The sequence below is a fragment of the Thermosinus carboxydivorans Nor1 genome (genome assembly GCF_000169155.1).
Lineage (GTDB): Bacteria > Bacillota > Negativicutes > Sporomusales > Thermosinaceae > Thermosinus > Thermosinus carboxydivorans.
Genome location: NZ_AAWL01000016.1, coordinates 15,001 through 41,309, shown reverse-complemented (window position 1 = coordinate 41,309; position 26,309 = coordinate 15,001). Strand labels below are relative to the sequence as shown.

Annotated in this window: 23 protein-coding genes and 2 rRNA genes (1 of these 25 running past the window's edge); 1 reads left to right on the top strand and 24 read right to left on the bottom strand. The window is 49.7% G+C overall.

The window, feature by feature from the left end:
• Window positions 1-11 precede the first annotated feature (11 nt).
• A complete protein-coding gene (locus TCARDRAFT_RS10575) occupies window positions 12-1,292 on the top strand; it encodes an ABC transporter ATP-binding protein (RefSeq protein ID WP_007289980.1) in 1,281 nt (426 codons plus the stop codon).
• Here the strand turns inward: TCARDRAFT_RS10575 and TCARDRAFT_RS10570 are convergent.
• The 24 genes from TCARDRAFT_RS10570 to TCARDRAFT_RS10455 all read right to left on the bottom strand — a co-directional run.
• Window positions 1,256-2,359: a type I phosphomannose isomerase catalytic subunit gene (locus TCARDRAFT_RS10570; RefSeq protein WP_007289981.1), complete on the bottom strand. Its 1,104-nt coding sequence runs from the start codon at window positions 2,357-2,359 to the stop codon at window positions 1,256-1,258. The two genes, TCARDRAFT_RS10575 and TCARDRAFT_RS10570, sit on opposite strands and share 37 nt — an antisense overlap.
• A gap of 24 nt (window positions 2,360-2,383) precedes the next feature.
• Complete coding sequence (locus TCARDRAFT_RS10565; RefSeq protein ID WP_007289979.1) at window positions 2,384-3,376, bottom strand: glycoside hydrolase family protein; 993 nt, start codon at window positions 3,374-3,376, stop codon at window positions 2,384-2,386.
• The gene (locus TCARDRAFT_RS10560) at window positions 3,376-4,551 is read right to left on the bottom strand and encodes a glycosyltransferase family 4 protein (protein ID WP_007289978.1); all 1,176 of its coding nucleotides are present in this window, start codon (window positions 4,549-4,551) and stop codon (window positions 3,376-3,378) included. The genes TCARDRAFT_RS10565 and TCARDRAFT_RS10560 overlap by 1 nt, the downstream gene beginning before the upstream one ends.
• Window positions 4,552-4,730: 179 nt before the next feature.
• Complete coding sequence (locus TCARDRAFT_RS10555) at window positions 4,731-5,732, bottom strand: glycoside hydrolase family 130 protein (RefSeq protein WP_007289977.1); 1,002 nt, start codon at window positions 5,730-5,732, stop codon at window positions 4,731-4,733.
• 468 nt (window positions 5,733-6,200) lie between these two features.
• On the bottom strand, window positions 6,201-6,980 hold the full coding sequence (locus TCARDRAFT_RS10550) for an enoyl-CoA hydratase-related protein (RefSeq protein WP_007289976.1): 780 nt from the start codon (window positions 6,978-6,980) through the stop codon (window positions 6,201-6,203).
• Window positions 6,981-6,993: 13 nt separating this feature from the next.
• Window positions 6,994-7,854, bottom strand: a complete 861-nt coding sequence (locus TCARDRAFT_RS10545; protein WP_007289975.1) for a 3-hydroxybutyryl-CoA dehydrogenase — start codon at window positions 7,852-7,854, stop codon at window positions 6,994-6,996.
• A gap of 98 nt (window positions 7,855-7,952) precedes the next feature.
• Complete coding sequence (locus TCARDRAFT_RS10540) at window positions 7,953-9,131, bottom strand: thiolase family protein (RefSeq protein ID WP_007289974.1); 1,179 nt, start codon at window positions 9,129-9,131, stop codon at window positions 7,953-7,955.
• A 20-nt stretch (window positions 9,132-9,151) separates the two neighbouring features.
• Complete coding sequence (locus TCARDRAFT_RS10535) at window positions 9,152-10,354, bottom strand: CaiB/BaiF CoA transferase family protein (protein WP_007289973.1); 1,203 nt, start codon at window positions 10,352-10,354, stop codon at window positions 9,152-9,154.
• Window positions 10,355-10,458: 104 nt separating this feature from the next.
• A complete protein-coding gene (locus TCARDRAFT_RS10530) occupies window positions 10,459-10,752 on the bottom strand; it encodes a hypothetical protein (protein WP_040683326.1) in 294 nt (97 codons plus the stop codon).
• Between the two features lie 14 nt (window positions 10,753-10,766).
• The gene (locus TCARDRAFT_RS10525) at window positions 10,767-12,254 is read right to left on the bottom strand and encodes a 4-hydroxyphenylacetate 3-hydroxylase family protein (RefSeq protein WP_007289972.1); all 1,488 of its coding nucleotides are present in this window, start codon (window positions 12,252-12,254) and stop codon (window positions 10,767-10,769) included.
• 195 nt (window positions 12,255-12,449) lie between these two features.
• The gene (locus TCARDRAFT_RS10520) at window positions 12,450-13,214 is read right to left on the bottom strand and encodes an SDR family NAD(P)-dependent oxidoreductase (RefSeq protein WP_007289971.1); all 765 of its coding nucleotides are present in this window, start codon (window positions 13,212-13,214) and stop codon (window positions 12,450-12,452) included.
• A gap of 426 nt (window positions 13,215-13,640) precedes the next feature.
• Window positions 13,641-14,966: an MFS transporter gene (locus tag TCARDRAFT_RS10515; RefSeq protein ID WP_007289970.1), complete on the bottom strand. Its 1,326-nt coding sequence runs from the start codon at window positions 14,964-14,966 to the stop codon at window positions 13,641-13,643.
• A gap of 373 nt (window positions 14,967-15,339) precedes the next feature.
• On the bottom strand, window positions 15,340-17,019 hold the full coding sequence (locus TCARDRAFT_RS10510) for a sigma-54 interaction domain-containing protein (protein WP_007289969.1): 1,680 nt from the start codon (window positions 17,017-17,019) through the stop codon (window positions 15,340-15,342).
• Window positions 17,020-17,488: 469 nt separating this feature from the next.
• The gene (locus TCARDRAFT_RS10505) at window positions 17,489-17,728 is read right to left on the bottom strand and encodes a heavy-metal-associated domain-containing protein (protein ID WP_007289968.1); all 240 of its coding nucleotides are present in this window, start codon (window positions 17,726-17,728) and stop codon (window positions 17,489-17,491) included.
• A gap of 13 nt (window positions 17,729-17,741) precedes the next feature.
• On the bottom strand, window positions 17,742-18,038 hold the full coding sequence (locus TCARDRAFT_RS10500; RefSeq protein ID WP_007289967.1) for an MTH1187 family thiamine-binding protein: 297 nt from the start codon (window positions 18,036-18,038) through the stop codon (window positions 17,742-17,744).
• Window positions 18,039-18,053: 15 nt separating this feature from the next.
• Complete coding sequence (locus TCARDRAFT_RS10495; protein ID WP_007289966.1) at window positions 18,054-18,560, bottom strand: type 1 glutamine amidotransferase domain-containing protein; 507 nt, start codon at window positions 18,558-18,560, stop codon at window positions 18,054-18,056.
• Window positions 18,561-18,645: 85 nt separating this feature from the next.
• The gene (locus tag TCARDRAFT_RS10490; RefSeq protein ID WP_040683332.1) at window positions 18,646-19,743 is read right to left on the bottom strand and encodes a glycosyl hydrolase family 18 protein; all 1,098 of its coding nucleotides are present in this window, start codon (window positions 19,741-19,743) and stop codon (window positions 18,646-18,648) included.
• A gap of 122 nt (window positions 19,744-19,865) precedes the next feature.
• Window positions 19,866-21,122: a dicarboxylate/amino acid:cation symporter gene (locus TCARDRAFT_RS10485; protein ID WP_007289964.1), complete on the bottom strand. Its 1,257-nt coding sequence runs from the start codon at window positions 21,120-21,122 to the stop codon at window positions 19,866-19,868.
• A gap of 232 nt (window positions 21,123-21,354) precedes the next feature.
• Window positions 21,355-22,047, bottom strand: coding sequence for an NUDIX hydrolase (locus tag TCARDRAFT_RS10480; protein ID WP_198003925.1), 693 nt, complete (start codon window positions 22,045-22,047; stop codon window positions 21,355-21,357).
• A gap of 13 nt (window positions 22,048-22,060) precedes the next feature.
• The gene (locus TCARDRAFT_RS10475; protein ID WP_007289962.1) at window positions 22,061-23,083 is read right to left on the bottom strand and encodes an FAD:protein FMN transferase; all 1,023 of its coding nucleotides are present in this window, start codon (window positions 23,081-23,083) and stop codon (window positions 22,061-22,063) included.
• A 108-nt stretch (window positions 23,084-23,191) separates the two neighbouring features.
• The gene (locus TCARDRAFT_RS10470; protein ID WP_007289961.1) at window positions 23,192-24,430 is read right to left on the bottom strand and encodes a Glu/Leu/Phe/Val family dehydrogenase; all 1,239 of its coding nucleotides are present in this window, start codon (window positions 24,428-24,430) and stop codon (window positions 23,192-23,194) included.
• 297 nt (window positions 24,431-24,727) lie between these two features.
• The gene (thpR, locus tag TCARDRAFT_RS10465) at window positions 24,728-25,276 is read right to left on the bottom strand and encodes an RNA 2',3'-cyclic phosphodiesterase (RefSeq protein WP_007289960.1); all 549 of its coding nucleotides are present in this window, start codon (window positions 25,274-25,276) and stop codon (window positions 24,728-24,730) included.
• Window positions 25,277-25,337: 61 nt separating this feature from the next.
• Window positions 25,338-25,454, bottom strand: a 5S ribosomal RNA gene (gene rrf / locus TCARDRAFT_RS10460).
• 83 nt (window positions 25,455-25,537) lie between these two features.
• A 23S ribosomal RNA gene (locus TCARDRAFT_RS10455) occupies window positions 25,538-26,309 on the bottom strand; it runs 2,259 nt beyond the window's last position.

Sequence of the window (26,309 nt, the reverse complement as noted above, 5' to 3'; positions counted from 1 at the left end):
GGGAACCCGTGATGAATAAACAACCATTAATTGAACTGAAAAATGTGCAAAAAAAATGGGATATGGGCGGCGGTAATGCAATTCCCGTCCTCGCCAGCATTAACCTTTCCATCTACGCCGGAGAATTTATCGCCATTCTCGGCCCGTCCGGGTCAGGAAAATCTACCCTGCTCCGCATTATCGCCGGCCTAACGCCGGCCTCTAGTGGCAAAGTTACCTACTTGGGCCAAGAATATCACGGTGTCAATCCTGGCGCTGCCATGGTGTTTCAATCCTTCGCCCTTTTCCCCTGGCTGACGGTATTAGAAAACGTCATGTTGGGCCTGGAAGCTAAGGCGATGTCCGATAAAGCAAAACAAGAAAAAGCACTACATGTCATTGATATGATCGGCCTCGATGGTTTTGAAAGCGCTTACCCGAAGGAACTATCCGGCGGTATGCAGCAGCGGGTTGGTTTAGGACGCGCCCTTGTGAGCGACCCGGATGTACTCTTGATGGATGAACCATTTTCCGCCCTTGATGTGCTGACAGCCGAAAACTTGCGGCGCGACATCCTTGAACTCTGGCGCGACAAAAAAATCCCTACTAAAGCCATTATCATGGTGACCCATGGTATCGAAGAAGCTGTCTATATGGCCGACCGCATTCTGGTAGTGTCCGGCAGCCCTGCCCGCATCAATGCCGATATGCCCGTTACCTTGCCCCACTGGCGGGATAAAAACGCTCCGGCTTTTGTTGGTCTTGTCGATAAATTATATTCACTGATGATGAAACGAGAACCAGCTGACTTACGTAAAATTCCCTTGCCTGAAGACCGAGAAATTGCCGCCATTCCCCACGTATCTGCCGGAGCACTGACAGGGTTTTTGGAATTATTAGAAGACTTAAACGAAAAAACGGATTTGTACAAGCTGGCTGACCGTTTCACGATGGACAGTGAAGATTTCTTTCCAATTGTAGAAGGTGCAACCCTCCTTAAATTTGCTAAAGTCGTAGACGGCGACATTGAACTTACACCTGAAGGCATACGGTTCGCCCAAGCTTCTGTTTTAGAACGCAAGGAGCTCTTCCGGACCCAACTTGTCAAAAACGTGACCGCCGTCAAAAAAATCCTAGCCATATTACAATCCAAGTCAAACAAACGCATGAATATCGAGTTTTTCGAAAACATTTTGGCCCGTTCCTTCCCACCGGCAGAAGTGCAAAGTCATTTGGATATTTTGATTGACTGGGGACGCTACGCCGAGCTTTTTGCTTATGATGAACAGAGTCGACAACTGTTTTTGGAGTAAGTATTTATGTGTATGAAATCTGCCAAGCCACCGACGCACCGGAAAATTTCAGTGCTCGAATAGCCTGCAGCCTTGAGCGGCGTAACCACATCGGCTGTCAAGTCAGGGACATATGCTTTCAGGGCCTTAAACCGGCCGGCCAAACAGTATCTCCCCAGCGCGGCCGGTATCATCACCGTCTCTACGGCGCAAACCGAAACCGTTTGCCCACTGCCATAGCGAACCTCCCCGGCGCCTTCAATAATTGTAAAAACGTAAAACTTGCTACCGTCGGCGACTTCTTCCACCGAACCGGCAACATCATATAACTCGACCGCAAAATGCCGCTCTGCCACCAGATATGTTTTACGCGAGCCATGGCCGCAGGCAACAACAAGCCCGGCAACCTTGCCCGTTTCATCCTGGCGATTAAAGTTAGCAACTTCACTGGCTTTTTCAATATGAAGCGGTCGTTTGGCGCCACTTGCGTCGGTCCGGTCATAATCGTAGATCCTGTATGTCGTGGTAGAATTTTGCTGAATTTCGACAACAATAATTCCTTCGCCTAACCCATGGATTGTACCGGCCGGTATATAAATGGCGTCCCCGGCCGATACGTCAACATAATTAAACCATCTTTCTATTTCTTTTGTTTTCACGAGCCGGTCAAGGTCGCGCCCGATAACGCCTTCCCTCAGATTGTAGACTATTTTGGCGCCTGGCTGCGCCGCCAGCACATACCACATTTCACTTTTGCCATAGTCTTGGTTTTCGACCGTCCGGGCATACCGATCATCAGGATGCACCTGAACGGAAAGTCGGTCATTGGCGTCAAGCAGCTTAATTAGCAGCGGGAACTTTGCTGTCCCCTTCCCCAGCACATTTTCCCCAAACAACGCCAAAAGTTGGGATAACGGTAAACCTTTGTACGCTCCGTTGGCAATTATGCTTATTCCCTCAAAGTTACACGCCACTTCCCAGCTTTCAGCAATTTTTCCGTCCGGCAGCATCCTCCCCAACTTTTCCAAATTACGGCCGCCCCAGAAGTAGCTTTTATATACCGGCTCGAACTTCAACGGATAGAGCATATAATCCCCCCCGTTGCTAAACGGCTAATTATTCTCCAGGGCTAACCGGGCAATCCAATAAGTTATTATGCTTTCGGCGCCTTGATTTAAATTCAGCCCGTTTTCCGTAATTCCGTCATAGCAGCCGCCAGACTCCCCGTCAATTAGGTTTAACTGCTGTGAGTTCACCCCGTGATACCAGGCGAAAGCCTTACGGGCCTGCGTAAGATAATCGGCGTTGTTCGTAACGTCATAGGCGGCAAGATACGCCAAGACGGTTTCGCCGGCTTCAAGCGGCTGCTCATCAAACTCTGCCGCCGGCCGGCCTTTGACCAGCCAGCCGTTACAACCGACTGGCTTAAAATATTCTTCGCGAAAAGTGACTGTTGCCAAAAATGCCAGGCTCTCTTCGGCAATTTCCAGGTAGCGAGGCTTTTGCAGATATCGGTAAGCCACGAACATAGCCCATGGCAATATGGCATTGCTGTATGTCAGGCTGTCTTCAAACCAGCACCACTCGCTTTCCCGATAGCGTTCGTACTGACAAGCAAGGCTTTCGGCCAGGCTCGCCATCAATCCCTTAGTTTCGTCAGCAATATATCCCAGGCCGATAAGCGAGTACGCTTTAGCCCGCAGCCATTTCAGGCTGAGGATATTGGGCAGTGCCTTTGCCAGCATATCGCGGCAGGCCTGTTTTATATTGGGCGGCAGCTTGTCGCTGCCCAGCGCGCGCCCCAAAGCCCAGATACACCGGCCGAAGCAGTCTTCAGAGCCTTCTTCCTCAATAAACTGCCGGGAATATGTCATGAAGTTTTTAAACTTGCCCGCCGCGGTTTGGGCATTCAGCATAAATGCCGCATATCGGTACGCTAGATCAAGATATCGTTGTTCGCCGTACCGTTCAAACAGCATTACGGCCATAATCAGCGCCCGTGCATTGTCATCGGTTGTATACCCCTTGGTTGGGTCGGGCACGCCGTATTTGGCGTGCTGCATTATCCCCGTGTCATCGGTGAGGCGGAATATGTGCCTGTCCATCAGCCCACCTCAGCCCTCGTTCTTCCTTGCTGCATAACGTTTATAAATAATTTTACATACTGCGTGGCAACGTTCCCCCATGTCATTGTCCGACCCAACAGCAAAGTCCGTTTTTCCATCTCCTGCTTTTTGTCAGGGTTGGCAATCACATATTTAATACATTTCGCCAGGGAGTCGGCATCCCGGAAGTCGGCAAGCAGCCCCCTCCCTCCGCCAAGCATTTCCTTGGCATAACTGTACGGCGTAGACACCACTACCCGACCATAACCTACGGCATAGGCGAGCGTGCCGCTCACCGCCTGGTCTTTGCCCAGGTATGGCGTCAGGTATATGTCAGACAGCTGCAGATAGTAAATTATTTCTTCCTTGGTAAGATATTTGTCCACGAACTTGACATGTTCCTCAATCCCCAGGCGTTTAACCATTTCCGTCAGCTGCTGACGATATTGTTCACCCGATTGTTGTTTGACACAGGGATGAGTTTTGCCCAGGATGAGATAAATTACATTTTTGTAGTCCTGAACGACTTTGGCAATTGCTTCGATGCCGTATTCCAGTCCCTTGCCCGGACTGATCAAGCCGAATGTACTGATGACATGGTGATCTTTGTAACCATGTTTTTCTTTGAGTTTTTCGCGCGGTTCCATATTGCGAAAAGGAACGCCATGGTGGATAACCTCGACTTTGCCGCGATCGATGCCGTAAATATTTTCCAGTATCTCCAGCGTGTTCCTTGCCATGGTAACCAGTCGCGTGCTCTTTTGCCCAAGCACCCGCAAGATGGCTAGCTGCTTTTCCGATGGGTTAGGCAATACGGTGTGTAAGGTGGTAATGACCGGCACTTGCAAGTTTTCAACCAAATCCAGAATGTATTCGCCGCACTCGCCGCCGAAAATGCCGTACTCATGTTCAATAATCACCAGCTCGATATCCGATGCGTTAATCTTGCGGGCAGTTTCCAAGTAGCTGGTGCGGTCGTGCTGCCTAATTTCCATAACTACCTTGTCATCATAATAATAATCCGAGTTGTTTACCGCAATTACCACCGGTTTGATGAGCGGCACAACTGTAGCCATCGCGTTCACAAGGTCCTGCGTAAAGGTTGCCAGGCCGCACTCCCGCGGCGGATAAGTACTTAAAAAGGCAATTTTTCTCATTCTGTTCAGCGCAGTCATCTCCATCCACCTCCAAACACAATCATTTTTAAGCATTTTTTATTTACTAGTGCAAAAAAATCTCTGCCGCCATCTATACAACACCGCACAAAGGGCATTGTAGGTGATACGCGGCAGAGAAGCTGGGTTACGACTAGCCTCAGCGGCACTGCATACGCCAAATACGTGCCATCCGTTTTTTATATCAGGTTGTCTTCTTCTTTCGGTTCGGGACATCGTTTTATGTATTCAAGCAGATCGCTTAGTGAAGCAGTTGCCAAAGCAATGCACGTATCTGCAGCACCATAGTACATCTTGATTTGGCCCGTCGTTTCGTCCAATATCCAGCCGCAGGGGAATACGACGTCATCGACGTCCCCTTCCCGCTCATAGGGTTCTGACGGACCAAACACCCATTCATCGCTCCTGCGGAGTACGTGTAAAGGGTTTTCCAGATCAAGCAGTGCAAGTCCCAGCCGGTAAATTGCTCCTGCCGCTGTCTGTCTCACACCGTGATAAAGGATAAGCCACCCTTCCGGAGTTTCGAGCGGTGGCGGGGAAAGGCCAATTTTATTGCTATCCCACCATCCGCCGCGGCGGGCATTAATCAGCATTTGGTGGTCGCCCCAATATTTCAAATCATCAGACCACGATACCCAGATGTGTGCCCCCGGACCATAGTTGGCCGAAACAGGCCGGTGAACGAGCAGCCATTTGCCGTTGAACCGCCGCGGAAAAAGCGCAGCATCTTTGTCATCAGGCGGCATAATGGGGCCAAGCCGTTCAAAGTTAACAAAATCTTTAGTCAACGCCAAAGATACCAACGGACCGCCCCGGGAATAGGCCGTATACGTGACGGCCCATTTGCCTAATTCTTCAATCCAGGTTATGCGGGGATCCTCAATCCCCCAGATTTCTTCCGGATAACGTTCCGGGTCGGGTTCAAAAGTGGGAACAGGGTCGATCTGCCAATTTGTTACCCCATCTTCACTGATCGCTTTCGTTAAGTGGGAAAAACCCCGCCGGTCTTCAACCCGCGCCAACAGCAGCACTTTGCCGTTAAACATGGTTGCCGCAGGGTTAAACACCGTATTGGCAGCATAGGGCCAATCGTGGGCGGTCAATATGGGGTTGTCAGGATGCCGTTTAAACAGTTCTCGGTAAGTATTATCGTGATTTCGCAATTTACTTTGAAAAGACATAATAAAACCTCCTAACCAATTAATAATGTCGCTTGATAGGCCACATTAAAAATCAGCTGGAGTGTTTAACAGGGCAATAAGCAGAAACGTGTTAGCACTCATTATAGTCGAGTGCTAACACGTTTTATTTTATAGAATTTTGCACTGCTCGTCAAGATGTTTCGGCAATTTACCGTGTCAATCTTTTATAGGGTCCCACGACTAAATACGTGTAATAATTTGGTAGTATAACTTACTTGAATTTTAAAAATAACGGAATACTTTTTGCTATAGTCAGTAATGCACGGAGTACGAATGGAGCAGTACCTTGCTTGTTAGATCTTTGCTAGCGTCCATGCTAGCTAATCCGCGATACGGCCTAGAAATTACCACTGCTTAATAACCATCGATGTCTATTGCTGCTATTAGAAAGCAACAATTGTTTCCCCTGTTTTGCTCGGGAAAACGCAACTCTCATCAACTCCCATGCTATTGACCACTAAATACAGGTTTTCTTTTTTCTAGGAAGGCCCGCATTCCTTCCTTCTGGTCGGCTGTAGTAAAACACATGCCAAAAATTTCAGACTCAAACATATAGCCCGATTCTGAATCCATCTCGACACCTTTATTAATGGCTAGTTTTGCTTGGCTAACCGCCAGCGGAGCCTTAGCTATCATCTTATTGGCTAGCGCCTTGGCAGCTACCATTAATTCATCGGCGGAAACAACCCTATCTACCAAGCCGATGCGCAAAGCTTCTTGGGCGTCAATAATATCCCCACTAAAAATAAGTAGTTTAGCTTGTCCCTTTCCCACCAACCTAGTGAGTCGCTGGGTGCCACCAAAGCCTGGAATTATGCCTAGATTGACTTCCGGTTGGCCAAACTTAGCTTTCTCAGATGCTAAGCGGATATCGCACGCCATAGCCAGTTCACAGCCGCCTCCCAAAGCGTAGCCGTTAACGGCGGCGATAACTGGGCGGGGAAAGTTTTCAATGCGGGAGAAGACTTGCTGCCCCAATCGAGCCCATTCTTTGGCCTGCATGGCGCCCATATCGGCCATTTCGCTGATGTCCGCTCCAGCCACAAAAGCCTTCTCGCCGCTCCCCGTTATTATCAGTGCCCCTACACTCTGGTCATCCTCCAAGGACCGAATGATGCGGTCAAGCTCCAGCATTGTAGCCAGATTGAGGGCATTCATCTCTTTGGGACGGTTCACAATAATAACGGCTATTGCGCCATCTCTTTCCACCACGATATTGTCAGGCATCACCCTATCCTCCTTACTTTATCGAGTAATCATAGAAACCACGGCCGGATTTGCGGCCCAACCAGCCAGCATCGACGTATTTACGAAGTAGCGGACATGGGCGGTACTTGGGATCTCCGTATCCCTTGTAAAGCACCTCCATAACATACAAAATAGTATCGAGGCCTATCAGGTCGGCGAGGGCAAGTGGCCCCATCGGATGATTAAAGCCCAGTTTAGCCACGTTGTCAATATCCTCGACACTAGCCACCCCCTCCATGAGGGCATAAATCGCTTCATTGATCATTGGCACCATGATCCGATTGCCACAAAAGCCTGGAAAATCCGCTACTTTGACTGGAGTTTTCTTCAAGGTAAGAGCCAACTCCCGCGTTGTTTCATAAGTCTCCAACGAAGTCGCAAGACCCATGATAACCTCAACTAGCTGCATTACCGGCACCGGGTTGAAAAAGTGCATGCCAATCACTTGGTCCGGCCGTTTGGTTACTGCGGCAATCTGGGTAATTGGTAATGAAGAGGTATTGCTGGCAAGGATAGTGTGAGCCGGGCAGGTATCATCAAGAATAGTAAATATTTCTTTCTTGACATTAAAGTTTTCCGTAACCGCTTCTACGGCAAAATCGACGGCAACTGCGGCGGCGGCCAAATCCAGCTCACCTCTTATCCGCCCCAACGTTGCCTGCCGGTCTTCTTCCGTCAGTTTGCCCTTTTCCACCAGCCTAACCAGGTTCTTATCGATAGTCTTAAGGCTGCGGTCAATAAATTCTTGTTTGATATCGTGAATTACCACTTCCAAGCCGGCAGCAGCGGCGACTTGGGCAATACCACTGCCCATTTGTCCAGCCCCGATCACCAAAAGCTTTTGAATCGCCATATCTTATACCTCCTAGTTTTTCTATTGCCATAAAACAGCGAAACACTTTATCGTCACTGAAAAAGCACTCAGAAGTAAGATAACTTCGTCTACCTACGCTACAGTTTTTCGATTACAGTGGCAATAGCCGGCCCACCGCCTACGCATAGAGAAGCCACACCATAACGCACACCACGCCGATTCATCTCGTAAATGAGAGATACAATTATCCTAGCCCCAGTGCAGCCCACCGGATGCCCAAGGCCAATACCAGAACCGTTAGCGTTAATCTTATCGAAGGGTATCTTAAGTTCACGATTTACGGCTAGAAATTGGGCTGCAAAGGCTTCGTTTATCTCGTAGTAACCAATGTCTTCCGCCTTAAGGCCTGCGTATTTTATCGCTTTTGGTACGGCGTAAACAGGACCAATACCCATAATCTCAGGTGCAACACCGGCGTTAGCTGTAGCCAAGATCTTAGCCAATGGCTTGATCCCGAGTTCCCTGGCTTTGTCCGCCGCCATGAGCACGAGGGCGGCTGCGCCGTCGTTGATACTCGAAGCATTGCCCGCGGTGACGGTACCGTCTTTCTTAAAGACGGGCTTCATGGCCGCCAGCCTCTCCAGGGTAACGTCGACCCGCGGATGCTCGTCCCTGTCAACTACAACCGGTCCTTTACGAGTCTGGACAGTGACGGGGACGATCTCCTCATTGAATATTCCGTTTTGGATGGCCCGAACGGCCCGCTGATGGCTCATGAGAGCTAATTCGTCCTGTTCTTGCCGAGTGACGTTGTATCGTTCAGCCAGGTTCTCAGCCGTGACACCCATGTGGTAACCCATCATGGCGCAGATTAAGCCGTCGTAGAGCATAGAGTCGTAAATATCGCCATGACCCATGCGATAGCCTTCCCTGGCACCTTTCAGCAGGTAGGGGGCCTGGGACATGCTTTCGATGCCCACAGCGACAGCTATGTCGGTCTTACCCAAGAGGATGGACTGACTGGCCAATTCCAGTGCTTTCATCCCGGAACCGCACTGCTGATCGACAGTATAGGCGTAGCCGCCCGCCGGCATGTTGCACTTGATCTGGATCTGGCGGCCGGGGTTGCCTTTGGCGCCGGCTTTATAGATCATACCACAGGCAACCTCGGTGACCATGTCCGGACTCACCCGCGCTTGGGCTAAAGCGGCATTAACGGCCGTAACTCCCAAGTCAACAGCGCTAACATCTTTGAGCGAACCGAGAAAATCGCCGATAGGAGTACGCTTGGCCCCAACAATAACAACTTCCCGCATATTAAACCCTCTTTTCCTATTTAGATTACTTTATTTTGCCGCAATGCCTCAATCTCAGCATCGGTCATGCCCACTAAAGTCTTAAGAACCTCTTCAGTATGCTGCCCGAGGAGCGGCGCCGGCGTGGTGTTAATGACTGTGGTTTCCGAAAAACGCATAGGAGTAGCCGGAAGCTTCACTTCGCCGAAAATTGGGTCATTTACCTCGATTATCATATCGCGCATCAATAGCTGCGGATCCTGCAGCAGCTGTTCGATATTGAGAACAGGCGCTGAAGGTACTTCGTGAACCTCCAAGATATGCAGCGCTTCATTAACATCGGCGAAAGACTGCAGCCACGTTTCGATAGCAGTAACCACGTCACTCAAATTTTCAGCCCGGGCCGTGGGAGTATTATAGCGGGGATCATCGATCATCTCCGGTCGGTTCATGGCTGTGCACAACCTTGTCCAGATGGCTTGATTCAGCGCCCCCAACACTATATAATTGCCGCGGCCGGCATCGAACACGCCGTAAGGGGCCATGGTGGCATGATGACGACCGCTACGCATGGGTTTATCCTGGCCGCCGCTCATGGTGTAACGCGGAATGGCCGTTTCGATAATGGCCGTCAGGCAGTCACGCATCGATATGTCGATGTACTGACCTTTACCAGTCTTTTCACGGTAATAAAGCGCCGCCCCAATAGCCCCCAGGGCGTGAGCGCTAGCATTTACATCTCCTATGGAAGTGCCTGAACGGGTCGGCGGCCGATCTGGGTCGCCGGTCATCCACATAAGGCCGCTCATGGCTTGGGCCACAATATCGTAGCCCACTCGTTGCGAATATGGACCCTTCTGGCCGAAAGTTGATATGGAACACATAATGATATCCGGCTTGACCTTTTTGAAAGCTTCGTAAGAAAAACCGAGTGAATCCATAACCCCGGGTTTGAAGTTCTCGGTGATGATATCAGATTTCTTGGCCAGTTCAAACACGATTTCCTTAGCCTTGGGATCTTTCAGGTTAAGGGTTATTGACTTCTTCCCCCGGTTAAGCATCATATAATAGCCGCTCTGGCCCTTGACAATAGGAGAAAAGGCTCGTTCGTCCGCCCCCTTACCCGGCTGCTCGATTTTTATAACTTCAGCCCCTAAGTCGCAAAGCATCTGGGTCAGATAGGGACCGGCAAGTACACGGGTAAAATCGAGAACCCGAATTCCGGCAAGATTTTTTTCTGTCATCGTTTTCACCCTCGCATTACATATTTTTTATTTATTTAAACCTTTATCTCCAACAATTTTTATTAAGCGGTGTGAGTAAACCCACACCGCTTTCCGTTTTTATCTTACCTACCAGTACCGTATTTTGTTAAGGCAACCAAGATGGCGTCCGGCAACTCTCCCGCCGTCACCGGCCAACGATCGACGGCCTCGCTGGTGGCAACAATCACCGGGCCAGTAAAGTCCGGCCGAGTGGCGCAATCCCTACCGCAACTGCTGAGTACTAACAAGACATCATAGTTTTCGTCGTCCCAACGGACAAAAGTAATCCCCTTAGCTCGCATCGACAATTCCTTAAATATAGTTGGCATGTCGACGTACGGATTGCAGTTGCCACAAAACTTTACCCCAACCTTCATTGTTGCCAAGCTTCCTATTTTTTGCCTTTAGCTGCCGCTTCCAGCGCCGCCTTAACCTCATCAGCAGGAACGCCGGCGATATCCAGAGCGCAGCGTTTCTTGTGTTCGAGGTTAGAAAGTTTGGAATAAAACACCTTTTGCGCCTGGGGCGACCCTGCACCGTGCATACTTTCCACTAGAGCGGTACCGCCGGTCATATTTTCGATGAGGCGGGCAATACGCATGCGGTATTCGGTGGGTATGGTGGACACGCCTTTAAGATATTTTTCGACATATTTGCCGATCTCAGGATTCCTAAGGTCGGATTCGGACGGCATGGTGGCCGTAATGCCGCCGCCGATATCCTGGGCAAGGCGGTCAATCTCGTAGATTAGTCGAGTAACGTTGTGTTTTCCGACGTTAGCCAGCAACGGGTCGACATAGTAGGCGCCTGAAGCGGTGGGCTTACCTTCGGCGGAGCAGGCGATCGAACAAGCATACAGCGTTTCGGTCAAGTGAATCATTTCGTTGATCTTTTCCTTGATATGCGCTGCCTTCCCGTAGCCGCTCATATCCGCCATGACGGCGGCCGCGCCGATGACTACGTCGGATACGCCGCCCTTGCAACCGCCATAGTTCTGGCGGTGGTAGCAGGCAAACCGTTCCACCAGCAGGCCGGAGAATTCTGTCTCGCCGCACATAAAGACCTTTTCCCACGGCACAAATACATTTTCCAGCACGGTTAGACACTCGCCCCCTACGATGCCGTAACGGGCGTTCCCCTGGTCGATCTCACCCTCGCACTTGCGATCGTCATTAGTCTGACGGCCGAATATGTGCAAAACTCCCGGAGCATCCACGGGTACGGCGCAGGACACGGCATAATCCTTATCCTCCTCCGTCATAGCCGTGGTCGGCATGATCAACATCTCATGAGAGTTGACCATCCCAGTCATATGAGCCTTGGCACCACGGATGACGATGCCCTTGTCATTCTTTTCAACCACATGGACATAAAGATCCGGGTCAGCCTGCTGGCTGGGGCGGAGGCTACGGTCGCCCTTAGGGTCGGTCATAGCACCGGCAACCATAATATCGTTTTCCTGGACATATTCGAGGTACTTCTTGAATCGCTGATGATATTCGGTTCCCAGCTTCTTGTCCATCTCGTAGGTTACGGTGTAAAGAGCGTTGAGGGCATCGAAACCGACGCACCGCTGGTAACAGGTACCGGTTTTCTGGGAAATCATCCTCAGCATTTTCACCTTTTTCACAAGATCGTCAACGCTTTGGTGAATATGGGTGAACCGGTTGATCTTCTTGCCGGTAAGATGGGACTTGACGGTCATGAGGTCCTCATAAACTGGATCGTGAGCCAGATCGTAGGTAAGGGCCGCAGAATTGACATGGCCGCGGATGAAAGGATGATCGACCACTTCCTCACTTTTCAAGAGCTGACCTTTTACATACACCTTGATGTTCCGTTTTCGCAAGCTATCGATATACTCCTTGCCTGTTTTCATGTTTAATCCCCCTTGTATATTAAGAGTAGCGACCAGTTGATTAACATAATCAACCGAAGCTGCTCTTCTTTATTTTTGAAACTGAAACATTATCAAAATCTCTTTACGATCCTGGGATGTCTTTGGGAAAATAGCCGTAGGTGGATGTCTACCAAGGGAATGTTCCGTCTCCCCCTGTTGCCCCTCTTATCAATGTTATCTCGCGGTCCATCCGCCGTCGACTAACAGCGTATGACCGGTAATATAGTTAGACCAATCCGACGCAAGGAATACTACCGGCCCAGCCAAGTCCTCTACCGTACCCAATCTGCCTAACGGAGTATTACTCAAAATCGATTGCAACCGAACTTGGTCGCTTAGCCACCCCTCAGTCATAGGCGTTCGGATATACGCCGGGGCAATACAGTTCACATTGATGTTGTATTGAGCCCACTCCAAAGCCAGAACCTTAGTCAGCTGGACAATGCCCCCCTTGCTGGCGGCATAAGAAGCCAGCCAAGGCAGGCCGATAACCCCCAAAATGGAAGCGACATTGATTACTTTACCGCTTTGTTGCTTGATCATCTCTTTTCCGACACGCTGAGCTACTAAGAAAATACCTTTCAAGTTCGTATCAAGCACTTTGTCCCAATCTTCCTCAGTAACCTCAACCACCGGTTTGCGGATGTTCATCCCAGCATTATTCAGCAAAATGTCAATTTTGCCGAAAGTCGCAAGAGCTTTCTCAACCATTGCATTTACTGCAGCCGGTATGGTAACATCGCAAGAAATAGCCATTGCTTTGCGACCCATATTCCTTATTTCTTGAGCTGCTTTTTCCCCCTCGGCCAGGTTACGGCTAACGATGACGATATCAGCTCCGGCATGAGCCAGAGCACAGGCCATACCAAAACCGATACCCTTACTACCTCCGGTTACCAACGCCGTCTTGCCGCTAAGGTCTGCACTAGGAAAATTCATGGCAAACACCTCCAGAATTTATTTTTAGCTAATTTATTTGTATCGTAGACCCCAGTGTTTATGCTGGCTGTAGAAGCTACCACCTTTTTCACTCCCATCACAAACAAATGAGGTTCTACGAAAATGAAAACCTATGTTCGAGCCTTATTCTCGGTACTGTTTCTTCTCTTACTGCCGATAAGTGACATTTTAAGCGCATGCAATTCTATCAGCCTCTCATTCCCTTAGCTTTGCGTATGTATTACCTACTAGACACAATGCCGCCAACCTTGATGAAGAATTTGGTATGCGCGTTTCTACTGTCAAAACTCACAAGTAAGCCGCCAAAAGTGCCTTTTTTTGTTTCTACCCACTGCTTCGCTCGCTAATTCAAAATTAGCGATGAATGGCATCTTGACAAAACTACAATAAGATTGGCAAAAATTATTATCTTGGGATCGCGTTGCTTTTTGTGGCCACCAATGTCTCGATGCTTAGCGTTTCCTCCTTTAGTAGACAAGTAACCAAGGCGCCCAGTGCACTGCAGGCGGCAAACATAAAGAACACTTTGTCGTAAAAAATACCTTGGGCCGTTTTTTCTACAAGATATCCGGCTAACAACGGCGAAAGGAAAGCACCCAACTGGCCGATGCCATTGGCCAGGCCTATTGCCGAACCGAGTACCTCTTTAGGATAACGCACTTGCGGATAAGCATAGATGACCCCCCAGATCAGATTGACGAAAAACCCATTTAAAATCAGCATCACGATTAGTAAATTGATGTTGCCTTTCGGCACCTGACCCAGGTACATAAGCACAGGAATAGAAACAAGAAAAGATATCAGCGCGACAGGCTTGGTTCGGTGGAAGACCTTATCCATAAGCCAGCCGCCGCACATCGTCGATACAATCGCCACAACATATGGCAAGGCCGAGAGTGCGCCCATCTTGGCAAGGCTGAAACCATGCTGTTCGAAAAGGAAAGAAGATATCCATGTTGTGCTACCCCAATAAACAGCCAGCAGGCAGAACAACTGCGCCGAGTACATCCATAGACTTTGGTCTTTTAAAATAACGCTAACACCAAGTTTTTCGACCGCGGCCTCGTCTGACACAAGTCCTGCTTTAATATAATCGTACTCTTCCTGGGAAAGCCTGCCGCGCTTGAGCATCTCTTCCGGCTTATCGGAAACAAAATAGTACAGCAAAAATATACCGATAACCCCAGGCACGGCCAAAATGTAAAAAATTGTCCGCCAATCGCCACCTAGCGCTGCAGCGATAGAGGTAATTACCACGGGTATGATAGCTGGCGCAAAAGCCCAGGTTGTAGAAAAGAAGGCAGTGGCGCGCCCCTTTTCACTTTTCGGAAACCAATCCGCTATGGTTTTATTGGCTGGTGAGAAATGATGGCCTTCGCCAAGCCCAAGACCGAGCCTTAAAAGGACAAATTGAATGTAGTTCCGTACCATGCCAGTAAGGAAGGTGACTGCAGTAAATACGACAATGGCTATTCCCATAACGCGTTTGGGTCCTATTTTATCCGCCAGATAACCTGCACTGACCTGAGCTAAAGCGTAAGCGAAGAAAAAGATTGACGCCGCAAAACCGATTTCCTGATGGGTTAAGTTAAGGTCTTTCCTGATAAGTGGCAAAAACGTCAAAACGCTGATCCGGTCAAAATAGTTAATAATGTACAGTAACCAGAGCATGATAAGGACAATGTGGCGGTAACCCCAGATTTTTCTTGCGCCACTTTGCACTACGTTCATAAGTGCACTCCTCTCATATAAAATCATGTTGGTATATTGCCGCGGCGCTAAATATTAATGCAAATTTCATGCCAGACCGAAAATTCAGACTTTATGCGTTTTATTGTTTTAAATAAAACGCACCTGGTGACATATTTCACCAGGTGGCACCATTAAATGTTACAATAATTAGCAAATGTCTGGTGAAAAAAATCACTAATGGTGCTATTTTTCACCAGAACAAACAGTATACGCTGAGAGTATAAAGATTTTTATTTTGTCTAATTGATAAAATCCAGATTACTTTCATGTGTTTCTGCTCAATTTTTGCCCAAAACCTACTAAAATCACTGGCCAAATAGGAAATACGGTCAGTAAGTGTAGATAGATACATTTAACTTTCGCCCGAAAAAGTCCTGCTCCGCGACAACAGCTTAATACCGTATTTGGCCGCCTTCTTAACAATTGTCGAGTGATCGAGACCAAGCTTTTCCGCTGCCTGACGTGAGCTTTTGTATTTTTCTAGAGCCCGACAGAAGAACTCCCTTTCAAACTCCTCTTTTGCCTCCTTATAGGTCTGTTCTCTACCAATACTGTCATCGCGCCACACATATATTGCCTTTTTCATTTCGTCCGGTAGGTAGTCTAGGGTAATCTCATCCCGGTCACAGATCACTACCAGGCGTTCTATCAGATTTTCTAGTTCCCGCACATTGCCTACCCATGTATAGTTGGTAAAAGCATGATACACATCGCCGGAAATTCGCTTGGATACATTATATTTCTTGTTATATTTGTCTAATAGATAATTTACTAACGGAATAATATCCTCTGGTCTTTCTCGCAGTGGCGGAATGTGAATCCTTAACACATTCAACCGATAGAATAAATCCGACCGGAATTGCTTCTGGTTTACCATCTCTTGCAAATCCCGATTAGTGGCTGCAATAAGCCGCACATCGACCTTCACGACCTTTTTGCCACCAACCCGGTAAAACTCCTTCTGCTGAACAAAACGCAACAACTTAACCTGAAGTGCCAGCGGCAACTCCCCTATTTCATCCAGCATAACCGTGCCGCCATTAGCCATTTCGAAGAGACCAGTCCGGCCTTCCTTCTTTGCCCCGGTAAAAGCCCCACCCTCGTAGCCAAATAGCTCGGATTCCAATAATGTTTCCGGAATAGCCCCGCAGTTTATTTTCAAAAACGGTAACCCTTTACGAGGACTATACCTGTAAACAAGATCGGCGATGACTTCCTTGCCGACCCCTGACTCCCCAGTAATTAGAAGCGGCGCATCGACCTTAGCAAATTTAATTGCGCTGTCCCGCACCACCTCCATTTTCCTACTGCGAAAAATGAGCTTTTCGTTAAACATCTGCTCTTCGGTCATTGTCTCAACGATCTGAGAATATTGTGTCAGCTTTTTCTGCGATTCAGCCAACTCTTCTTTAAGACGATTTATCTCCGTCATATCGCGCACATTGGTCACAACGCGGATTATCCTGTTGTTGCTGTCGAAAACCGGACTGCCGGTGATAACGCTCTGCCGACCCGAGCGGAAGGTCTGACTAAAAGTATGCGATTGACCAGTCTTTAACACATGTATCGTTACCGAATCAGAAACCAGACCCTTTTCTACAATCGACTGCGCCGTTTTCCCGATGATTTCTTCCCTTGGTATGCCCGTAATCCGCTCATAGCTCGAATTAATCCTGATAAAAACCCCGTTCTCATCAGCAACAACAATGCCATCGTGGGACGACTCGAAAATTGCCTCAAGCTCTTTGTTGATTTCCTCTAACTTGTTGATTACCAAATCCCGAAGTTCGGCGTTACACATTACACCGATATATCCCTTAAAAAATTCTGTTTCCACATAGCAAAGTTCGAGCAACCCGTTCTTGGTTTGGACAATCTTAAACTCTCCTGCTGCTGGTTGGCGATGTCCCGAAAATCCCTGTAATACCGTGCCACGTTTAAAATCCTCTGTCGATAACCTGGAATCAGCGTATAGAATAGTCCCATCTTCGGAACAAATCACGAACATGAAAGTTCCCTGTTCGAAAAGCATTATCGCTATTCCCCCTACGGAGAGTTTATTTTTAAATGCTTAGCATCATAAGATGCAAAGTTAAGTTTATCGCTTTAGGTTCCTATGAAGCAAAAAACAAGAGGCAGAAACCTCAAAGTTCTGCCTCCCGACAAACCTAATCAGGCGCTTACGCAGTTCTGCCACCCGCGCCATTTTGTTTTATCTTGTTGAAGCTGTCTGCCTAATTCTTCTAAAACAAGTTCGGTAATTTTGCGGCCAACTTTATTAAGTTTGTCGTCAAGCCGGCACTAAAACTCTTGAAAGTCCATTTTGCCAGATAAATTATTTAAAAACATCTTCAAATACCAAAAGGAGTAACGGCATAACAAAACGAAGTTTCTTTTCCTATAGAAGACATCCCCTCTTAAGTAATCGATTTTGATTACTCATCCTGCCAGATGGTGGTGTCTTCTTCTCTTTTCCATGAATACTCCTACAATAATTTTTCTTATTTCACGGTATAACCGGCATCTTCCACCGCTTTTTTGATGTCGGCCAAGCTGGATTTTTCGTCGTCAAACTCAACTTTGAGCGTTTTTGCCGCCAAATCAACTTCAGCGGCCATTACGCCCGGCAGACCGCGGACGGCCTTTTCCACCGTCGCTTTGCAATGACCGCAGCTCATACCTTCCACAGTAAGCGTCGCTTTTTCCAGTTTACCTCCATGACAGCCGCAATGTTTGCACATAGTTCTTCCTCCCTTATAGTTTTTCTTGTACGGCTTTGATTTTTCCCGCCATCGTCAATTCCTTGTCGCGGCGGTCATCAATGCGGATGAGAGTCGACACCCTTTGCGCTCCGGCCTCAAATGGCACTTCGTGCATTTGCCGGATGACCTCCATAATCCGGTCCAGGTCGCCTTCAATTACCGTCGCCATTGGCGTCAACTGGTATTTGAGGTCTTTGGCCTGTTCCAGCACCTTATGGCAGGCGGCCACATACTGGCTGATGCTTGTGCCTACGCCAAGAGGCGCAATGGTCACTTCCACAATTGCCATAAGTTCTCCCCCTTTTTATTTCGGCAATAATTTTAGGATCTCTTTGCAAAAAGCCGGCAAATCAGCTGGCAACCGCGATGTAATCAGCTTGCCGTCGATGATGACCTCCAGGTCATGGTAAATAGCGCCGGCATTGAGAACATCCGTCAAAATGGACTTATAACAGGTAACATTGCGGCCGCGCACGATGTCGGCCTCAATAAGCATTTGCGGCCCGTGGCAAATTGCCGCTACCACCAGGCCGGCTTTGTCGGCCTGCTTCACTAGGTCCACCAGGCCGTCATGCACGCGCATCCGGTCGGGCGCCTGGCCGCCGGGAATAATGAGCCCTGCATAATCAGCCACGTTTACTTCGTTCGGCGTCAAGGTCGCCGTGAGCGGATAGCCGTATTTGCCTTTATAAACGCCTTTGGCCGGAGCGACCACATCTACGGTGTGACCCGCTTCTTTCATACGGTAGTAAGGATACAGGGCTTCCATTTCTTCAAAACCGTCCTCAATTAGCAGCATTACCTTAGCCATAGCCTGTCACACCTTTCGGACTGTCACTATTAAAGTATTCGCTTTCTAGCAAAAAAAACCTGCCGGTTATTCCCGGCAGCGAAATTTAATGTTGTCCTTTCGGGAATTTCTTGTCAATTAGCGGCCAAATTTCCGGCTGTTCCTGCCCTAACCGCCAGATCGCAATGCCGGCCGGGTTATACTTGGCCACCACATCCAATTTTGCGGCAGTACTCCGATCGTTTTCAAACCAGACTTCATGGCCCTTGTATTTGAAGTGGGGCGCCTGCACTGTCTCGTCGTATAAAATCTTAGCGCCGTATTTCTCCGCCAGCACGATGGCATCGACATATTTGACCGTTTCAGCCGGTCTGTCTTTATCCGGCGGCCAGTCGTAACCATAGGCGCCCACACCGGCAATAACTTTGTGCGGCCCACCAGCCTGCTCAATCGCGTACTTCAAGTTCTTTTCATACCAGTCTATCGGCGCAATAGGGCCTGGCTCAGAAGTCGCCCAATGGCGGTCGTACAGCATCACCTGGATGAAATCGGCGTTTTTGGCCAATGCGCCATGATCATACGCGCCGTGGACGCTCTCGTGGACATCCACCTTAGGAAACACCGAAACAATCACCGTCTTGTTGATGGCCTTCAGTTTCGGATAAAGCTCAGCCATAAAGGCGATTAAATTATCTTTTTGCTCCGGCTTTAACAGTTCAAAGTCAATATTGACGCCGTCATAAGGCTTCTCCCTCACAACCTTGACAATGTTGTTGATGGTTTTGGTGCGTATGGCCGGGTCGCTGAGAATAGTATCAATGGCTCCGGTTTTATAGGTGATGAGCGGAAAGATTTTTAGCCCCGCCTGTCTAGCCGTGTCGTAAACGAGTTGACTCTCTCGCGTCTCGAGCGTGCCGTCGGCGGCCGCCTTATACCAAAAAGGCGCAACATGGCTCATATGGTTGGCAAAGGCTTTCATGCTGGGGAAAGACCCGGTCTGATCAGGAGTGCCCGGCCAGGGATTTTCATAGTAGCCGATAACCATGCGGGACGGCATAAGCGCCGCTTGTTTACCCGGACCCGGATTGTCAGGAAGCGGTTTTGGCGCCGGTTTGGTGCTGCACCCACCTGCCATCACAGCGGCAAAGACAAAAACCAAAAGCAAAAAAACAGCTACCGATTTCCAGTTTCGCAAAAGCGTCACCCTTTCCATACATTTGTCTGATTTTAGTATGGGCGGGCGAAATAGAAATCATGCGAACATAAAAAAACAAGCGAGGATTCTTCCCCGCTTATCTTCGGCCGGTAACCCGTACTTATTTTTAATTAATCGTCGTAGCTGCGGCTGTAGGCCACCTGCAGCACTTCGTCGGGCAGTTCTTTTTCCCAGCGAGCTACGACAACGGCGGCGACGCAGTTGCCGATCAGGTTGCAAACCGTGCGGCCCATGTCGAGGATACGGTCAACGCCCAAAATGATGGCCACGCCTTCTACCGGGAGACCGAAAGCGGCGACAGTACCGGCAATAACGATGAGAGACGCGCCCGGCACGGCCGCAATACCCTTAGTAGACAGCATCAGCGTCAGCACCATAAGAAGCTGCTGGGGCAGTTCGAACGGCACGCCATATACCTGGGCGATGAAAACAACGGCCAACGCGCTGTAGAGGGTGGAACCGTCCAGGTTGAAGGTATAGCCTGTCGGCAGCACAAAGGTGACGATATGCTTGGGAACGCCAAACTTCTCCAATTTCTCCATCGCCAGCGGCAACGCTGCTTCACTGGACGCAGTGGAGAAGGCAATCAGAATGGGTTCCTTAATGGCCCGCATCAGATGGAAGAAGTTGACGCGCAAAATAGCCGAGGCCCCCATCAGGACGACGAAAATGAAAAGAAGCAGCGCAAGGTACAGCGACAAGATAAGCTTGGCCAACGGGATAAGCATGCCCAAACCGAACTTGCCGACGGTAAAGGCAATGAGGGCAAAAACGCCGATCGGGGCCAGCTTCATAACATACCAGGTAAACTTGAACATGATTTCCGCAACGCTATGGGCCAGTTTGACCACCGGTTCACCCGTGGGGCCCATTGCCGCGGCGGCAACACCAAAGAAGGTGGAGAAGAAGACGATTTGCAGCATGTCGCCGCGGGCCATGGCATCCACGATATTGGTCGGGACGATATTAACGACCATCTGCATCATGTCAATGGACTTTTTCGCAGCGGCGGCAGCGGCGCCGGCGTCCACCCCGGAGACAGACACGCCCACCCCGGGCTTGAAGATATTAACCACGGCCAATCCGACAATCAGCGCCGCTGTCGTGGCGACTTCAAACCAGATAATTGCTTTGGCGCCGAGGCGACCCAGCTTTTTGAAGTCGCCGGTACCGGCAATACCCATGATGAGCGAGCTGAAAATCAGCGGCACGACAATCATCTTAATCATCCGGATGAACATGTCGCCGACCGGTTTGAGTTGCTGACCGTACTGAGGAAACACATAACCAAAAATAATACCAAGGAAAAGGCCAATAAAGATTTGCGTGGTAAGTCCCATACCTTTGCCTTTTTTGACTTCTGCCATGAATTGTACCTCCTTTGCTGAAATAATTCCCTAATACTCTTTTGCGAGTCCGGCCACGTCCACATTATAGCCGAAGCAACTAAAAAAGTCTATACAAAAAATACAGAACATTGTGTATACAAAATACATTGCCTATACAAGACTGGTTGCGCTTAAAAATTCGCCCCGGCTAACAAGGCGGAAACTGAAATTCAAGCTATTAATAGCATCGTCAAAATAAGCAAAAGCATACTTAGCGATCAGGCAAGCAAATTTTGGACGGGTTTGTTGGTAAATTTTCGGAAGGCCGTTCCATTTCCCGGCACAAGTCAAGAAAACCTTTCAGGACCCGCGCCGTCAGTCCCCAAATAACACGGGCGCCATATTGGTAAAACCAGACAGGATAAGTGATCCGCGGCTTCCAGTCCGGCGAATAGTCAGCCAAAAGATGGAAGGGAAAGTCAGATAGCGGCCGGGTAGCCATTTCCATATGTCCGACCTGGGGCTGGGCAGCCAAAAGCCAGACCAACGGCACAGTAAAAACTTCGGCCACTTCTTCCCTGTTCGGTTTGAGGTCCGCCACATCGGCCGCCAGATAGCCGACAAAGGGATATAATAATACCCCAATTTGGCCGATGACCCAGTCCAGCGGCCCCAGCGGGCGGATCTGCGCCGGGGCAAGGCCAAGTTCTTCGGCTGTTTCCCTTACCGCCGCCGCCAATGCACTCTGGTCACTTGCTTCGATCCTGCCTCCGGGAAAACAGATTTCGCCGGGCTGCCAGGCCAAGTTGCCGGAGCGCACTTCGAACAGCACTGCCAGACCCTCGGCGGTATCCACCAAGGGGAGTAAAACAGCAGAGCGGAAAAAGTCGCTTTTATTGCCGATATCACCATGTCGAGCGGCCAGCAGCTTTTGCAGCCGGTCGCAAAAATCCCTGCCCTGCATGAACATTCCTCCGCTATTTCCCAGTAATTTCGATCTTGCCGGCGAGGCCCGGCGTCGTTACTACCCGGCCGTCCTGGGTAACAAATACCGCCTCAACGCCGGGGAATTTTTGCAAAAGCTGCATTCCTCGCTCAACGCCCAGAACAAAAAGGGCGGTACTTAAAACATCGCCGTCGGTCGAATTATTTAAGGCGACGGTAACGCTGGCCACTTCCTGGGGCTGGCGGCCTGTCCGCGGATCAAGAATATGGGCGTAGCGGACCCCATTCCTCTCAATAAACCGCTGATAGTCGCCCGATGTTTGTAAAGTATCCCAGTCGGTTAAGGCCAGCTTGGCGATAATGTCCTCACTCCGCCGCGGATGCTGGATGCCAATGCGCCACGGGGCGCCGTCCGGTTTAACGCCGATTACCCGTACATTGCCGCCGGCGTTAACAAGGGCCGATTTAACCCCCATAGCTTTTAGCTTTTCCACCGCCTTGTCAGTAGCATACCCTTTGGCGATGCCGCCCAAATCCAAGCGCATCCCCGGTTTGGGCAAGTATACCGTGTTATGCACCTCATCCACCTCTACCAGACGGTAGTCCACTAGCGGCAAAAGGGCGTTTATTTCCGCCTGGGTAGGAACAAAATCACCCTTGCGGCCGATGCCCCATAGCTCGGTTAGCGGCCCGATGCTGAAATCAAAGGCCCCTTCCACCTGGGCAGAGAGCTCTTTAGCCCGTTTAAGCAAATGCACAAGCTCGGGGTCTACGCTTACCTTGCTTTTGCCGGCCTGGTCATTGATCTTGGCTAGCTGGCTATTGGGATCAAACTGGTTAGCAAGGTCGTGAATGCGCTTAAATTCGCCGAACGCCGCTTTGACCGCCTGTTCGCTCCCCGGCCCGTAGGCGGTAATTTCAATGATTGTATCCATTAAAAACTGCGTTTCCTTGTATGGCTTAGGCGTAGTAAAGTTGGCTAAGCCGCAGCCGGCCGCCAGCAGGGCCAGCAGCAACGCCAGCAAAAGCACCACAAATCGACGGTAATTGAGCATAATGCGACTCCTTTTTTAGGATATGTAGTTATTCGGCCTTTACCCGGCAAAAACCTGCATAAGCAATAGTAAAAGGGCAACCGCTTTCGGCTGCCCTTAACTATTAAATTAAATCCAACCACGCAGTTTCATCGCTTCGGACAGGCGTTCGAGAGCGACGATATAGGCGGCTACGCGCATATTCACTTGATATTTCTGCGAAGCTTTATAAACTTCGTTGAAGGCTTTCACCATCAGTTCTTCTTCACGGGCGTGGACTTCCCGTTCGCTCCAGTAGTACCGGTACAGGTTCTGCACCCATTCGAAATAGCTGACCGTTACCCCGCCGGCGTTGGCGAGAATGTCGGGAATGACCATGACGCCCTTAGCGCTCAGGATTTCGTCGGCTTCCGGCGTTGTCGGACCATTAGCCCCTTCGGCAATGACTTGGGCCTTAATGCGGTCGGCATTTTCGGCGGTAATCTGACCTTCGAGCGCCGCCGGCACCAGCACGGTCACAGGCAGTTCAAGCAGTTCCTTGTTGCTGACGGCCTTAGCGCCAGGATAACCGACCACCGAGCCCGTCTCCTTGACATATTTCTCCACATCATAGGGATTAAGGCCTTCTTCGTTGTAGATGCCGCCATTGACATCGCTAACGGCCACTACCTTGGCCCCCAGGTCATGAATGAGTTTGGCCGAAAAGCCGCCGACATTGCCAAAGCCCTGTACGGCTACGGTGGCTTGGGACTTGTCGATACCTAAAACGTTGAAAGCTTCCCGTACGCAGAACATCACACCCCGGCCGGTAGCCGAGCCACGGCCCGCCGAACCGCCGATGGTTTTGGGCTTGCCGGTAATAACCCCGGGAACGTTATGGCCGCGCAAGCGGCTATATTCGTCTACCATCCAGCCCATAATGCGCGAATCGGTATTTACATCCGGCGCCGGAATATCGTCATATTCGCCAATGATCGGGGCAATCCGCTGAATATAACCCCGGGACAGCCGCTCCAGTTCACTGCGGGACAACTTGCGCGGATCTACGACAACCCCACCCTTGCCTCCACCATAGGGCAGTCCAATAACGGCGCATTTAAAAGTCATCCAGAAAGCCAGCGTCTTGACCTCGTCCATGGTCACGTCCTGGTGAAAACGAATGCCGCCTTTAGCCGGTCCGAGCGCAGTGTTGTGCTGCGAGCGGTAGCCGGTAAATACCTCAATCCGCCCGTCGTCCATCGTAACGGGTATGCTTACCTCCAGCGTCCGCTCCGGTTGCTCAAGGATCTTGGCCACCTTGGGGTCAAGTTTCATAGCCGCAGCCGCTTTTTCGAGGTTCTTCTTGGCCATCTCAAAAATATTTTGCATTTTTATGAACACCTCCTAAATTCATTGTATCTTCCTGAAATTTATGTGTCTAGCGCATTGTGTATACATAATACAAGCGCCACAAGTTAATTTTTTCACAAAGTACAAAGGTCTTATTCTCATTGACTATATTGTTTCATATATATATAGGAATTATTAATCTTCCTAAAAATTGTAATTTGAGTGCCAAGGAATAAAATTTCACAAAATCAAATCCAAAACTGTCAGGACGAATGGCAAGATAGATTGTCTAAAAAAAGACCAAGCGTCCACAATTCAACGTGGGCGCTTGGTCTTTTACAATTCAAAGGTAGCCAATGAGCGGTATACTCTCTTTTTCTCTTCAACAGCACTAGATATTAAGGAAAAACTTTTTACAGAAAAGCTGGTGCCGCCAGCGGTTAGCCGCAGCGCCTGCTGGTATGCTTGGGCATCGGTAAACCAGACATCCCGGGCAAGAGTTATATGCGGCTTATAAGGCCGGTTTTCCGGAATAAAACCCAGATCCTTCATCCCCAGGACAATAGCACGCTGCAGTCGGTTCAGCGCGGTCAAGTCACCGCCTAATCCCACCCAGACAACGCGGTAAGGATTGTTTTGCCCAAAGCAGCCTAACGCCCCAAGGGCAAGGCGCAAAGGGCTGTGCTCTTTGGCTACTTGCTGCAGACAACGGCATATATCCCCCACTTTATCCTCCGCTACTTCGCCTAAGAACTGAAGCGTGAGGTGCATATTATGTTTAGCCGTAAACCGTCCGCTGCTGACATACCGCCGCAAATAGTCCTGCGTTTGTCCCAGTTTATCAAGTATGTCTTCCGGAAACTCGATGCCGATAAACAACCGCATAGCCCACACCTCTTGCCTAAATTAAAAAACAAAGAGCACCTTGTTACGGGCGCTCTCAGGTAACCGGCGTCTACCTATCCTCCCAGGCCGTCTCCAGCCAAGTACTTTCGGCGTTTACGGGCTTAACTTCTGTGTTCGGTATGGGAACAGGTGGATCCCCGTAGCTATCGACACCGGATATTTAATTCGGGAAAGTAATAATCCGTTTTCCACTTTCCCTCAAAACTGCACAGAAGATTATTCGCACATTTTAGCCCTTTTTAGGTCAAGCCCTCGGCCGATTAGTACCAGTCCGCTCAAGCGGTTGCCCGCCTTACACTCCTGGCCTATCTACCTTGTCTTCTACAAGGGGCCTTACCAACTTCCGTTGTGAGAGACCTCATCTTAAGGCCGGTTTCACGCTTAGATGCTTTCAGCGTTTATCCGTTCCGGACGTAGCTACCCAGCTGTACACCTGGCGGTATAACTGGTACACCATTGGTCCGTCCACTCCGGTCCTCTCGTACTAGGAGCAGCTCCTCTCAAGTCTCTTACGCCCGCGATGGATAGGGACCGAACTGTCTCACGACGTTCTGAACCCAGCTCACGTACCACTTTAATGGGCGAACAGCCCAACCCTTGGGACCTACTTCAGCCCCAGGATGTGATGAGCCGACATCGAGGTGCCAAACCTCCCCGTCGATATGGACTCTTGGGGGAGATTAGCCTGTTATCCCCAGGGTAGCTTTTATCCGTTGAGCGATGGCCCTTCCACTCGGTACCACCGGATCACTAAGCCCGACTTTCGTCCCTGCTCGACCTGTCCGTCTCGCAGTCAAGCTCCCTTCTGCCTTTACACTCTCCGCGCGATTTCCATCCGCGCTGAGGGAACCTTTGGGCGCCTCCGTTACTCTTTCGGAGGCGACCGCCCCAGTCAAACTGCCCGCCTGACACTGTCCTGAGGTTCGTTACTCCTCCAGTTAGAACTCCAGTAAACCAAGGGTGGTATCCCAACGTCGACTCCACACGAGCTTGCGCCCATGCTTCTCTGTCT